This is a genomic window from Pseudomonas sp. PIC25 (assembly GCF_002286785.1).
Lineage (GTDB): Bacteria > Pseudomonadota > Gammaproteobacteria > Pseudomonadales > Pseudomonadaceae > Pseudomonas_M.
Genome location: NZ_MUJY01000190.1, coordinates 31,357 through 44,761 on the forward strand (window position 1 = coordinate 31,357; position 13,405 = coordinate 44,761).

7 protein-coding genes and 1 riboswitch are annotated in these 13,405 nt (G+C 64.7%); of the genes, 3 read left to right on the top strand and 4 right to left on the bottom strand.

Annotation, left to right across the window (positions count from 1 at the left end):
* Positions 1-3: 3 nt before the first annotated feature.
* Positions 4-1,752, bottom strand: a complete 1,749-nt coding sequence (locus BZL41_RS26655; RefSeq protein WP_095602052.1) for an ExeA family protein — start codon at positions 1,750-1,752, stop codon at positions 4-6.
* A gap of 345 nt (positions 1,753-2,097) precedes the next feature.
* Here BZL41_RS26655 and BZL41_RS26660 point away from each other — a divergent pair, with 345 nt between their 5' ends.
* The 3 genes from BZL41_RS26660 to BZL41_RS26670 all read left to right on the top strand — a co-directional run bounded on the left by BZL41_RS26660 (position 2,098) and on the right by BZL41_RS26670 (position 6,741).
* Entirely contained in the window at positions 2,098-3,456 is a 1,359-nt protein-coding gene (locus tag BZL41_RS26660; RefSeq protein WP_218224649.1) for a sigma-54 dependent transcriptional regulator, read from the top strand.
* Between the two features lie 179 nt (positions 3,457-3,635).
* Complete coding sequence (locus tag BZL41_RS26665; RefSeq protein WP_095602053.1) at positions 3,636-3,884, top strand: hypothetical protein; 249 nt, start codon at positions 3,636-3,638, stop codon at positions 3,882-3,884.
* A gap of 396 nt (positions 3,885-4,280) precedes the next feature.
* Positions 4,281-4,355, top strand: a riboswitch (cyclic di-GMP riboswitch).
* A gap of 61 nt (positions 4,356-4,416) precedes the next feature.
* Positions 4,417-6,741: an Ig-like domain-containing protein gene (locus BZL41_RS26670; RefSeq protein WP_095602054.1), complete on the top strand. Its 2,325-nt coding sequence runs from the start codon at positions 4,417-4,419 to the stop codon at positions 6,739-6,741.
* Positions 6,742-7,384: 643 nt separating this feature from the next.
* Here BZL41_RS26670 and BZL41_RS26680 read toward each other — a convergent pair.
* The 3 genes from BZL41_RS26680 to gspD form a co-directional block, all read right to left on the bottom strand.
* Positions 7,385-10,087 (bottom strand): hypothetical protein, encoded by a 2,703-nt coding sequence (locus tag BZL41_RS26680; protein WP_095602056.1) that lies wholly within the window; start codon positions 10,085-10,087, stop codon positions 7,385-7,387.
* Between the two features lie 489 nt (positions 10,088-10,576).
* Positions 10,577-10,867, bottom strand: coding sequence for a hypothetical protein (locus BZL41_RS26685; RefSeq protein ID WP_095602057.1), 291 nt, complete (start codon positions 10,865-10,867; stop codon positions 10,577-10,579).
* Between the two features lie 361 nt (positions 10,868-11,228).
* Positions 11,229-13,400, bottom strand: coding sequence for a type II secretion system secretin GspD (gene gspD, locus BZL41_RS26690; protein ID WP_218224647.1), 2,172 nt, complete (start codon positions 13,398-13,400; stop codon positions 11,229-11,231).
* Between the last annotated feature and the right edge of the window lie 5 nt (positions 13,401-13,405).

Here is a 13,405-nt window from a genome sequence, read left to right on the forward strand (position 1 = left end):
GGGTCACTCCCATTCTGACTCCGTGGCCGTCAGCCGCGGGATGTCCGGCTCGGTCAGGGCACTCAGCTGGATCAGCGTCTGCGGCCCCACCACCGCGTCGGTGACCAACTGGTAATGGTGCTGGAAGGACAGCACCAGCAATTGCAGTTCCTCGTCGTAGCGCTCGCCCTTCAAGGCGCGCGGCGGCCGCTTCTGCAACTGTGCGAAACGCTGGTCGAGCCACCCCACCAGGGGGCTGCTGGCCTCCGGACGCAACGGTGCCTGGTAACCCGGCGGCAAGCGCCAGAGCACCAGTTGACGATCGTTCAACCAGACGCGCAGCTCGGCCAGGTCGACCTCGCGGTTCTCCCCGGCGACCTCCAGGGTGGCGACACCGGTCTGGGTATCGATGCGCAGCAGGGTGGCGAAGAATCGCTGCCCCACCGAGTTGTTCAGGCTGACCACCGCCGGCTGGTTCAACTTGAGCAGTTCGTCCAGGTCCACTGGCTGCAACAGGCAACCGAGCTGATGGCTGCGGGCGAAGCGACAGACCACCGGTGCCGAGGTCGGGTCATAGGCGATCCCCCAGGCACGGAACAGCGCCTGATAAGCCATCGGCTCGGTGGCGGCGAGATCGGTGCCCTCGGGCCAGTGCCAGTCACCCGGGCCGCTGCGCGAAGGCATCGGTTCGGAGGACGCGGGCGTCAGTCCCTCGGCAGGTCCCGCCGCAGTCGGCTCCAGCGAGGCGACCAGCAGGTCCGGCTCGACCTCCGGTACGGAAACCGGCGCCACGCTCGCTTCCGGTACCGGGGCGGGCATGGCGGCCGGCGCGGGCGTCTCCTGGCCAGGCAGATGCACCAGGGCAGCGATGTCGCGCCCACCCGGATAGAGAAAGCCGGCCAGCAACAGCACCAGGAGAAACAGCGAAAACAGCGCCATCCGCCAGACCGGCATCGGCCTCGGACGGCTGCCCAGGACCTCACGCGCCGCCTGATTGACGATCCGCCAGCCGACCTTGTTGCGGCGCTCGACGAAAGCACCGAGCAAGGCGCGGTCGCAGAGAATGTTCACCATTCGCGGCACGCCACGGGTCAGCCGGTGCAACCGGCGCAGCGCGGCACGGCTGAACAGCGGCGCATCACTGCCGCCCACCGCCAGGCGGTGGCTGACGTAGGCATCCAGCTCGGCGCGGGTCAGCGCGTTGAGGTGATAGCGCGCGGTGATGCGCTGGTCGAGCTGGCGCAGTTCCGGCCGGGCCAGCTTGTCCAGCAGCTCCGGCTGGCCGATCAGGATGATTTGCAGGAGCTTCTGGCTGCTGGTTTCCAGGTTGGTCAGCAGGCGGATCTGCTCCAGCACGTCGAGGCCGAGGTTCTGAGCCTCGTCGATGATCAGCACGGTGTTCACACCACGGGCATGGGCCGCCAACAGGTGCGCATTGAGGGCGTCGATGTAGCCCTTGATGCGGTTGCGGCTGTGCTGGTAGTCGATCTTCAACTCGTCGCAGATCGCTTCCAGCAGCTCGGTGATGCCGTACTTCGGGTTGAGGATGAAGGCCACTTCGGTCGAGACCGGCAACTGTTCGAGCAGGCAGCGGCAGACAGTGGTCTTGCCTGTACCGACATCGCCGGTGAGCAGCACGAAACCACCGTTGCAATTGATGCCGTAGAGCAGGTTGGCCAGGGCTTCGCGGTGCTGTGCGCTGAGGTACAGGTAGCGTGGGTCCGGGGCGATGGTGAAGGGCAGTTCGGTGAAGCCGAAATAGTGACTGTACATGGCGATGTACCTCGCACGTCTATCAGGCCATTGAAAAACTACCTGCGTTGCCGATAAGGCGTTAAAAACAGCCTCGGATGCGAGCCCAGTCAAAATGCTCTTTTACAGCACGTAAACTGCGCTTTCTCGGCTGCCTCGCCTACGTTTTTCAACGGCCTGCTACAGCTGACTATAGAGGCCCGAGGTGCGGTTTCCAGTTCGTTACAGTGCATCCGATGAGTGGTGGCGCCGCGCCATACCTTTCGTCGTCAAGACAGGCGACTGTCACCGCTGATCTACACTCAAGCATGGGGCGCACCGGCTCGCATGAGCTTCTTTAGGCCAAGTGTTTCAAGGACTTAACAAATGTCCGCGACAGCCCGTCCATTGCCAGAATCACCCCGCCGCGCCCTTCTTCTCGATCTGCCCGGCGATGAACATCTGCATGCAGATTTGCAGATTCCAGATTGGGTCTTCGATCGCGCCAACGGCACCGCCATGGCCCAGTCGCTGCTCAAGCAGCACACCTACCGCGTGGGTGTCGCCCTGCTGCGCGGGGTCAACGAGGAACGCTACGAACAGCTCGAGGAACTCCTGGCCGCCGACGAGCATGTCTCCTGGCTCGCCCTGACCCGCCCGGAAGACCTGCAGAACCTCGACTTCCGCCGCCTGATCTACGAGCACTTCTACGACTATTTCACCCTGCCGCTGAGCGACAACACCCACCTCAAGTGCGCCCTCGGCCACCTGCACGGCATGTCCCGGCTCCGCGATCTGGAGCAGAACGTGCTGATGCCGGTGGAAGAGTTCCACATGGTCGGCGGCAGCAAGCAGTTCCTGGCGATCTTCGACCAGATCCGCCGGGTCTCCGCCGTCGATGCGCCGGTGCTGATCCGGGGCGAGACCGGCGTTGGCAAGGAAATGATCGCCCGTGCCATCCACCAGCGCTCCCAGCAACGTAGCGGGCCCTTCGTCGCGGTGAACTGCGGCGCGCTGCCGGAAACACTGATCCATGCCGAGTTGTTCGGCTACGAGAAGGGCTCCTTCACCGGCGCCTACAAGCGCAAGATCGGGCGCATCGAGGCCGCGCAGAACGGCACCATCTTCCTCGACGAGATCGGCGACCTGCCGCCGCAGTTGCAGGTCTACCTGTTGCGCTTTCTCGAACAGAAGACCATCGAGCGCCTCGGCGGCAACCAGAGTTTGACCAGCAACGCGCGGGTGATCGCCGCCACCCACGCCAACCTGGAACGCGCCGTCGACGAGGGACGCTTCCGCGAGGACCTCTACTACCGCCTCAACGTGCTCAATATCAATGTCCCGCGCCTGGCCGAACGCGGCAGCGACATCGAGCTGCTGGCGCTCTACTTCCTGCACAAGTTCGGCAAGGAATACGGCACCAGCGCACGCGGCTTCACCCGCCAGGCCATGTCCGCCATGCTGCAATACAAATGGCCGGGGAATGTCCGGGAAATGATCAACCGCATCCGCCGCGCCCTGGTGATGAGCGAAAACCGCATGATCACGCCGAAGGACCTCGGCCTGGAGGAAAGCAAGCCGGAGGAAAAGGTGGTCCCCCTCGAACAAGCACGCGCCCATGCCGAAGAACTCGCGGTGCGCAGTTGCCTGGGCCACGCCATGAACAATGTCTCGCAGGCCGCCAAGATGCTCGGCGTTTCCCGCGTCACGCTCTACCGCATGATGGAGAAGTACGGCATCCGCTAGTCAAGATGCCTGTAAGCCGGGTGCAACAAATCCACCGCCGCCTCTCCCCCGCTCTCGCCAAAAGCCTTGTCGATCAAGGCGATACGGCGATGGCGCGGCCTTTGCTATTCATTCTTCACCCCTGACTCGAACGATTCGGTCAGGTAATCGCGGCAGCGCTCTTTTCGGAGCAACCCGTCATGATCGAAAGCGGACGCAGGTCATCCGACCATCCACCGCCGGCCTCAACCGGTCGATGCGACGCCGGGTCGAACACCGGGAAAACGGACAACAACGGTCTGACCGTTTTTCCCCTGTTCGGCGACGCCCCCTTCCTCGCCTGGCAACATCTGCATCGCAAGACGCGGGTCCTGCAGCATATCCACCCCAGCGGCAAACCGGTGATCCTGCTGTGGGACGAAGTCGACGACACCGACCTGCTGCCCTGAGCGCAATGTGACCGCCCTCACGATCCCTGCATCGAGGGGATGAGCGGTCGTTTCCCCTTATCAACTGTTCATTTTTTAACCAGATGCTCTAGCGTCGCCGTTTCGCTTGTTCGACGAAAAAGTTCCAGATCATTTTTTAACCAAACGAAGCGGCACCTATGCCATATATGTATAAAAAATGATCAAACCCCATGATAGATTCCGCACCCATTACGCATGTACGCAAAACTGAACACCGCGAATGCGTATGTGAAACAGGAAATTCCCCGCTGCTTCGGCAGTGAACACTGAGGTTTTCAAGGTCGGATTTCGGGCGTCAAAGCCTGCACCCTGATCGAGGGGCTTTAACCGGGTAGTTCGCTACCCCTGTTGTAACAGCAAGACAGAAAGCTCCTCTCCCGACAAAGGCAAAGCCAGGGCAACCTGGCGACGCAAAGTCACGGGTCCCACCGGGATCGCCGAACTGCCGAAGGAGAACTCCTATGGACAGCCGTGAAGAGGACTTTCTTCTGACTCGATTCAGGAGAGACCCATGCGCCTGTCCCGGCCCTTCGCCGCGTCCCTGCTCTGCACCTGCGTGCTCGTCGCCAGCACGTCCCTCGCCGCAGCCGCTTCCCACACGGACCATGAGCACACCGCCACCGCGGCCCACGTCAGCGAGGCCCGCGAGGCCGCCAGCGCACGCACCACGGAACTCCTGACCCAGTACAAGCGCTGGCTGAAAGCCGATGCCAGCCAGCGCACCAGCCTGCGCCAGCAGCTCGCCGCCAAGGCCGAACAGCGTCGCCAACTGCTCGGCGAACTGGTCCAGAGCCATCCGGCCGAGGTGCTGCGCGTGGTTATTCCGGAAGACCGCCAGGGCGGCATGCCGGCCGAGGTGCTCGCCAAGCTGGAACAGCGCGTGGAGCTGGAAGGCGAACTGGACGTCCTCTACGAAGACTACGAGGACGGCTCCCACAAGCTGCGCCACTTCCTCAAGACGCCCTTCGGCGAACGCTTCGAGCTGCACTTCGCCCGTCGCGACAAGGAATGGCAGAGCGGCACCCCGGTGCGCGCCCAGGGCTGGCTGCTGGAAAGCGCCCAGCCCGGTATCGACCCGATCCAGGGCGACCTGGTGATCGCCGACGACAGCACCCTGCTGCTCGCCGATGGCGCCACCACGACCACCACCTCCACCGGCACCACCAGCGCCCTGCCCAACACCCTGGGCGCCCAGCGCACCCTGGCCATCCTGGTCAACTTCCAGGATGCGCCGAGCGACAAGCCGTGGACCGCCAGCCAGGCCAGTAGCCTGTTGTTCGGTGCCGGCGGCGTCAGCGATTTCTTCAAGGAAAACTCCAACCAGCAGACCTGGCTCACTGGCACAGTCGCCGGCTGGTACACCATTCCGGTCAGCAGCACCGTGTGCGACGGCTTCGCCATCGAGAAGTACGCCAAGGAAGCGGCCCAGGCCTCTGGCTACACCCTGGCCAACTACGACCGCTTCGTCTATGTCTTCCCGAAGAACGCCTGCGGCTACAGCGGCATGGGCCAGGTCGGCACCAAGCCTTCCGCCGCCTGGATCCATAACAGCCTGATCCTGCGCACCGTCGCCCACGAGATGGGCCATAACCTCGGCCTGCACCACGCCCACGCGCTGGATTGCGGCGACACCAGCCTGGGCAGCACCTGCACCGCCCAGGAATACGGCGACACCCTCGACATCATGGGTTACTCCGGCACCGTCGGGCACTTCAACGGCTTCGCCAAGGAGCGCCTGGGTTGGCTGGCCAGCGGCAACCTGATCACCGTCGGCAGCGCCGGCAGCTTCTACCTCAAGCCCATGAGCAGCGCCACCAGCAGCGCGAAGATCCTGAAGATCGCCAACGGCACCGACGCCAGCGGCCAGCCCAGCTATTTCTACGTGGAATTCCGCCAGCCGGTCGGCTTCGACGCACAGCTCACCGACCGCGGCGTGGTCGACGTGAACAATGTGTTCAAGGGCGTCTCCGTGCGCCAAGCCAGCCCGGCCAACGGCAACAGCGGCTACCTGCTGGACATGACCGCCGGCAGCAACTTCGTCGACATGAAGGATGCCGCCCTGGTCGGCGGCCGCAGCTTCAGCGCCAACGGCATGACCCTCACCACCCAGTGGACCGACGCCAGCCAGGCCCTGGTCAGCGTCGACTTCGGCGGCAGCGCCGCAGTCCCCACCTGCACCCGTGCCGCACCGAGCATCAGCGTCACCCCCGGCCAGAGCACCTGGCTGCCGGCCGGCAGCAGCTACACCTACACTGTCAGCGTGACCAACAAGGACAGCGCCGGCTGCGCCAGCAGCAGCTTCAGCCTGAGCGCCAACAAGCCGAGCGGCTGGAGCGCCGGCCTGGGCAGCGCCAGCCTCAGCCTGGCTCCTGGCGCAACCGCCAGCACCACCCTGCAGGTCAGCGCAGCGAGCACCGCCGTCGACGGCTTCTACAGCGTCGGTGCCACCGCCACGGCCAACGGCCTGTCCGCCACCGGCAGCGCCAGCTTCGTGGTGGACAACCCGTCCAGCGTCGCCAACCAGGCGCCGAAGGCGGTGAACGACAGCGCCACCCTGGCCAGCGTCTCCGCCGTGACCATCGCCGTCATGGCCAACGACAGCGACCCGGATGGCGATGCGATCAACGTCGTCACCTTCACCCAGGGCGGCAAGGGCAGCGTCAAGCTGAACAGCAACGGCACCCTGACCTACACCCCGGCCAAGGGCTTCAAGTCCAGCGACCAGTTCAGCTACACCATCAGCGACGGCAAGAACAGCGCCTCGGCCACCGTCAGCGTCAGCCTGTCCGGCAGCAGCACCACTACCAGCGGTGGCAAGGGGAACGGCAACCGCTGATCGGGGCGGACAGGGATGTCCGAAGCTCCTGTAGGGGCGAATGAATGGGCTCTGGCTACATCAAGCATTGCTGAAAGCTCCTGAGCCCAACCGACTACCGAGTTCACTAGAGACTTCTTGTTTCGCCCCCCGGCGAGTTACTTCTGGCAGTCGCCCCAGAAGGTAACCAAGAGGGCTTGCCCCGGCATCCGAACTAGGCGTCCCCGCCCGGCTGCGCCGGGGTTCCCTCCCTCCATCGCCGTTCCGGGGGCCCGGCGCGAAGGGCCATCCCTGGCCAATCGCGCCTCTCGCGACATCCATGCCGCTCGTCCCCCTACACGACGATTCCGCTCGGCCTCCTGACGGGGGCGTCGGAGTTGGCCCAACCTTTTCTACAAGCCTTCTGGCAATGCCAAAGCGTCAGGATTACCGCGCTGCGCCGGGCGGCACGAACTCCCCTCTCCCGTTTACGGGAGAGGGGCGGGGGAGAGGGGTTTTGCCTCGCCCAGAAGAAAGGTTGTGCCCAGAGGGCTTCATCCAAAGCCACAACAACTAACACAGATAAAACCGATAAATTCGCAGCACAAAAAAACGCAGGGCACTGGCCCTGCGCTTTCGTTTTCCCCTCACCCGGCGCCCTCCCTGTCGCCGGGCTCAAGTACGATCAGAACGAATTGTCATTCGCCAGATCGCATCCCAGGTTGTTGTCGGCATCCAGCGCCGCTGCCAGGGCCAGGATCGTTGCCCGATCCTTGGTGGCCAGGGCCGCGTTGACGTCGGCGATCACCGAAGCCGCCGTCCGTGGGTAATCCACGTCAGGATGGCTGGCGTTGAGCACTGCCGCGACCGCCGCGCGCAGGAGAATCTGCGCGGAGCCGAGCAGGTTGGTACCACCGGCATAGTTCAGCGCTTGGATCAGGCTGTTGCCGCCGAGCTGGTTGGCCAACTGGCCGCTGGGCAGGCTGAACACCGAACCCACAGTCTGGTTCGGGCTGTAGCCGGTCGGGCCCCAACTGCCGGGGCTGTTCTTCCAGAAGCCCGGGGTGCAGCCTTCGCCTTCCGGCGGCGGCGGGACCTCGCAGGTGGCGTCCGCACTGCTCGACACCGGCGAGCTTTCCACGGCGTCTTCGGCGGTGGCCACCACGGTGTTGGTGTAGAAGCCGGCCAGGCTCGGCGTATAGGCGCCGTTGTAGTTGGCCGCGGCTCCCGGAGCCAGGTCACCGAGGTTGAAGGTCACGTCGTCCGAGGTATCCCCCGGTGTACCGTTGTCGTCCACCACCGTCACGTTCAGCAGCGCGACGTTGCCGGTGTTGGTCACCGTGCCGTCGAACAGGATCGCCTGGCCGAAGGCCGGCGCGTCCGTGCACTGCTTGGTGACCTCGATGGCCGGTGTCACATCCGCACTGCACGACGCGGAGGCTTGGGCTTCCACCGGGCTCTGGGTCAGCACATCGGCACCGCTTGCCGTCACCGTGTCGGTGGAGCTGGAACCACTGGCGCTGAAGCCGCCGTTGTAGTTCGCCGACTCCCCGGGAGCGAGGCTGATCGGGCCGAGCACCGTGACGTCATCGCTGGAGTCGCCCGGCGTACCGTTGTCATCCATCACCGTGACGTTGCCGAGGGCGACGTTGCCGGTGTTGGTCACCGTACCGTTGAACAGCACATCGATACCCGTACCGCCGGTATTGATGTTCGCGCTGCACTGCTTGGTGACTTCGATGGCCGGTGTCACATCCGCCTCGCAGGTCGCTTGCGCCGTGGCCTCGACCGGGCTCTGGGTGAGCACGTCGGAGCCGGTGGCGGTTACGGTGTCGGTGGAGCTGTTGCTGCCACTGGCACTGAAGCTGCCGTTGTACGGCATCGACTGGCCGGCGTTCAGGGTGACCGGGCCGAGCACCGTCACATCGTCGCTGGTGTCGCCCGGCGTGCCGCCGTCATCCACCACCATGACATTTTCCAATGCCACGTTACCGGTGTTGGTCACCGTGCCGTTGAACAGCACATCGATGCCCGCACCGCCCGAGGCGATGTTCGCGGTGCATGCCTTGTCCACCGCCAGGGCTGGAGTAACCGTCGGCGAGCAGGACGCTTCCGCCGTGGCTTCCACCGACGTGCCGTTGCGATGGCCCACCGCGGTCACCTCGTCCGTGGCCGGGATGGACAGGGTGCTGTAGCTGCCGTTGTACGGCTGCGACTCGCCCGGTTGCAGAGTGGCCGGTCCGAAGACCACCACGTCGTCGGCGGTATCCGTGGTGCCCATGTCATCGGTCACTGTCACGTCGAACAGCGGCAGGCCGCCGTCGTTGGTCACGGTACCGCTGTAGTTGACCAGCACGCTGTTGCCGCCATCGCCCGCATCCACCGCTGCCGTGCACTGCTTGGTCACCGCGATGCTGCAGAGGTTGAAGTCGCCTAGCACGAAGTCCTTCAACTGTGCGGTTTCCGAACGCGACGAGCGGGTTTCCGCGAGGAAGCTGCTGAAGCAGGGTACGTCGCCGCCCAGCAATTTCGACACGTTGATGCCGCCTTCGAAGAAGCTCTCGAAGGGAATGCCGGCAAAGCCGTTCTTCGGCGTGTAGGGCCATTCCGGAGCACCCGGCAGGTTGGCCACGTTGGTGATGGCGCAAGCCAGCTTGTCGCCGGTGCCGTCGCACTTGGCGTTGGCCGAGCTGTAACGCTCGTCCAGGTTGGATGCCACGTTGTCATGATCCAAGTCCAGCGGGTCCCATTCGTAGACCTTGATTTCCGGCTGGGCATTGGCGCCCTGCGGGTACTCGACCAGCACCAGCAAGTCCCCCGGCACGTACCCCGGCTGGCCTTCCATGCCCTGGCGGGCGACGTGCTGGCCGTTGAAGCGGCCGTTGGCGCCCAGGGTGACGTTGTTCTGGAAGAACCAGAAACCAGCGAAGGCATCGCCATTATTGGCGAAGCGATCCAGCCCGAAGTAGATGATCAGGTCACCCGCCGCGTGTACCACCTGACTGTTATGTGTCACATCGGCCGGGTTCACGTAGGCCGTAGCGTAGGCGTTGGTGATGTCGTCCTTGTCCGGCACCGAGCCATTGGTGTAGCGCCATTGGGTGACGTCGTTGACATCCTTCGATCCACCCTGGGTATAGATGGTGACCGGTGCCGGGTCCGACAGGATCCCGGTGAAGGCCGCCGGCGAACCCGCCTGGTTGCCCAGGTGCAGGCTGCCCCAGTCATCACCGGCTGCGGCGGCGTCGACCGTGTTGCCATCCAGTTCGAACAGTCCTGGCGGTGCGCCGTCGACGGCATAGACTCCCGCCGTGGACGCCATCCCCGCCACCAGCGCCGCACTCAGCAAACAGCGCGGCAGCGATTGCAATAACTGATGCGTGTGCATAGCCATGCTCCTCCCCCCGACTGGCCATCCCGCCGCCGGGAGACGTTGGAACCGCGCAATGCCGGCCAGGGAACTCGCTCCCCATACCTGAACCGGAACCCGATCCGTAGCGATTGCGCGGCCTGTTTGTCATCGCTTTTCCGGCGGTGCTGCAACGGCCACCGGACAAGGCGAACCGGAACCCCTCGGGATTCCTCGACCGACACGTATTCAATTACCGGGCCACACACATAAGCTATTGATATAAATGGATTTTATTGGGATATCGGAAGATACCCGGAAGAACCTTTCCACCGGCCATACGGAAATCGCCTTCGGCTGTCCATTCGCTGAAACACACCTGCCCAACGGGCATCCCCGACCAGGCGGAAAGCCCCGTGGTTACGGGCTCGCGGGCCATGGCCGGGCAACATCCTGCGTTCACGAGGTGATACAAACATGAAAAAGGGCGCTCCTGCAGCGCCCTTGTCTGTCTTCCAGCCCGTTTCGTCACTCGCTATGCAGCAGGCACAGCTCGCAACTGGCATCGTCGCTGAGCGGGCCGATGGGCAACCCACTGAGCACTCCAGTGCCCTGGGCGCTGGCGAGGTTGTTGAAGGCCGGCTCGCCGGCACTGACCAGGCCATCGCCGTTGGTATCGCGGACCACAGTCAATTGCGCCGCGCTGAACACGCTGTCGCTCAGGACCACGTCGACCAGCTTGACGTTATCGGCGTTGCGTACCGTGCCGACGGTATCGGCGACGAAGGTGGTGCCGTCTCCATGCGAGGAATGACGCAATCCTTGGTCACGGAGGCGCCGCAGACATAGAAATTGCCGGCGGCGAAATCCTTCAGGGTCGCTGTTTCCGAACGGGAGGCGCGGGTCTCGGCGAGGAGCGCAGAAAAGCACGTGGGTGCTGCCCAGCAGACGGGTGACGTTGATGCCGCCCTCGAAGCAGCGCGGAACGCGAGGTCTCGGGTCGGCAGAACGGTTGTGAACTATCGGTGCAGGCAGGCCCGGACTGTTTTCTCAAGGGTGTCCAAGCCTTTTCCGGAGGACCGCTCGCTCTCCTCGCCAGGGCAGAAACGCATGATTCACCGCCACAGAAGCGGGAGCAACCTTGGGAGCGCATGCATTCGCGAATGGCGGCGCGGCAGGGCTATAACTGCCGCCCCTGTCGCAACCAGGCATCCTGGGGCAGGCTCACATCCTTGAGCTTGTTGCGGTATTCCCGGGTCACTTCGCGCGCTTCGTCGAGCTTGGTCACGGCCGTCGGCGTGATCATTACCACCAGTTCGGTGCGGCTCAGGCTCTTGCCCTTGCTGCCGAAGGCCCAGCCGAGCACCGGGACGTGGCGCAAGTAAGGCAGCCCTTCGTTGGTCCGTCCGTTGTTTTCCTTGATCAGCCCGCCGAGCACCAGGGTTTCGCCGCTCTGGATGGCGACGCTGGTGTTGATCCGCCGCTGGGTGATGGTGGGCGAGTCGATGCCGGAGGTGGTGGTCGGCTTGACGTCATTCACTTCCTGGGTGATTTCCAGGGCGATCATGCCGCCGGCGTTGATCCGCGGCTTCACCTCCAGCAGCACGCCGGTGTCGCGGAACTGGATGGTGCTGGTCACCAGCGCCGAATCCTCGCCCACGGTACCGCTGGTATTGGTGGTTTCCGAAGTGCGCACCGGCACCTGGTCGCCGACGCGGATGGTGGCGGTGCGGTTGTCCTGTACCAGCAGGGTCGGCGAGGAAATCACGTTGATCTTCGAGTCGGACGCCAGCAGGTCGAGCAACACCCGCGCGCCGGCCGCGTCGAACAGGGTCAGCGATCCGGTGGGCGTGAGGTCGGCCGGCGTGGTCAGCGGGAAACGTCCCAGGGTGCCGCGCAGGGTCTTGCCGTCGATGGAGTTCTTGAAGAACCACTGCAGGCCGTAGCGCAGTTCGTCTTCCAGGTTGACCTCGACGATGGTGGCCTCGACCAGCACCTGCAACGGCAGCACGTCGAGCTTCTGGATCGCCCGCATGACCTTCTCGTAGTCGATCGGCGAGGCCATGATCAGCAGGGCATTGTTTTCGTCGTCGGCGATGATGCTGACCTCGCCGACTTCCAGGCTGGTGCCGTCGCCGCCGGGCGCGACCAGCACCGGCTCGGTACCGGCGGCCACCTCGCCCGCGGCCGGCACCGGTGGCGGCGGCGTTACAGTGGGCCGGCCGCCCTCCCCGGCGGGCTTCTGCCGTTCGAAGAGCTGGCTGAGGATTTCGGCCATGCGCTCGGCCTTGCCGTTCTGCACGTAGTAGACGTACATGTTCGAGCCCTGGCCGCCCTCGGTACGGTCGAGGCGCTCGACCCATTGGCGGGCGTCGTCGAGGTACTTGGCCTGGGGCGTGATCACCAGCAAGGCGTTGAGCCGCTCGATGGGCAGGAAGCGCACCATGCCGGCCAGCGGCCCGCTGGCGGCATCGCCGAAGATCGTCTCCAGCTCCTTGAGCACCACCCGCGCGTCCACCGTTTCCAGGCGGAACAGGCCGACGGACATGCCGCGCAACTGGTCCACGTCGAACACCCGCACGGTCTCGCGGATGTTGTTCAGCTCTTCCTGGGTGCCGGCCACCATCAGCAGGTTGCGCCGCTCGTCGACGTTCATCAGGCCCTTCGCCGGCTTCATCGGTTCGAGGATTTTCTGCAACTCGCCCGCCGAGATGTAGCGCAACGGCACCACCAGCAATTGATAGCCGCGCATGTCCGCGACATGCAGGCGCGGCACCAGCGCCGCCGACGGCGCGGCCTCGATCGGCACCACTTCGTAGAAGTTGCGCGACTTGACCAGCGCCGCGCCGTTGACCTGCAACAGCGTCTCCAGGGTCGGCAGCAGGGCGTCGCGGGTCAGCGGCCGGCTGGTCTGCAGGTTGACCGTGCCGGTCACGTTCTTGTCCAGCACGTAGTTCACCCCGAGGATTTCACCGAGGATGATCTTCACCACCTCGGCGATCTCCATCTGCTGGAAGTTGAGGGTGATCTCGCCCTCCTCGGCCGCCGGCTCGGCGACGCCGCTGCCGAGATCGACCAGGCTGCCGGAGCCCCGGTAGATCTCCGCGCGCGGGCCGCTGGCGGTGCGCGCGGCCGGCAACACGTTGTCGCGGCGCAGCAGCTCGGCCGGCGTCGGACCGGCCGCCCTCGCCGAGGCGGGAACCGGGGCCTCGGCCGGCGCGGCCTCGTCGCCGCGGACCCAAGGGTTGTCGAAGGTGGCGCGGTCGCTGCCGGGCATGGTCGCGCAGGACACCAGCAGCAGGTAGTAGCCGCCGATCTGGCAGGACCGGCCGAAACGCGTGAAAGTCTTCATCTGCA

Excerpts from the sequence above, each read along its gene's own strand:
- BZL41_RS26670 (WP_095602054.1), top strand. The coding sequence starts at position 4,417 with ATGCGCCTGTCCCGGCCCTTCGCCGCGTCCCTGCTCTGCACCTGCGTG.
- BZL41_RS26665 (WP_095602053.1), top strand. The coding sequence starts at position 3,636 with ATGATCGAAAGCGGACGCAGGTCATCCGACCATCCACCGCCGGCCTCA.
- gspD (WP_218224647.1), bottom strand. The coding sequence starts at position 13,400 with ATGAAGACTTTCACGCGTTTCGGCCGGTCCTGCCAGATCGGCGGCTAC.
- BZL41_RS26655 (WP_095602052.1), bottom strand. The coding sequence starts at position 1,752 with ATGTACAGTCACTATTTCGGCTTCACCGAACTGCCCTTCACCATCGCC.
- BZL41_RS26660 (WP_218224649.1), top strand. The coding sequence starts at position 2,098 with ATGTCCGCGACAGCCCGTCCATTGCCAGAATCACCCCGCCGCGCCCTT.
- BZL41_RS26680 (WP_095602056.1), bottom strand. The coding sequence starts at position 10,087 with ATGCACACGCATCAGTTATTGCAATCGCTGCCGCGCTGTTTGCTGAGT.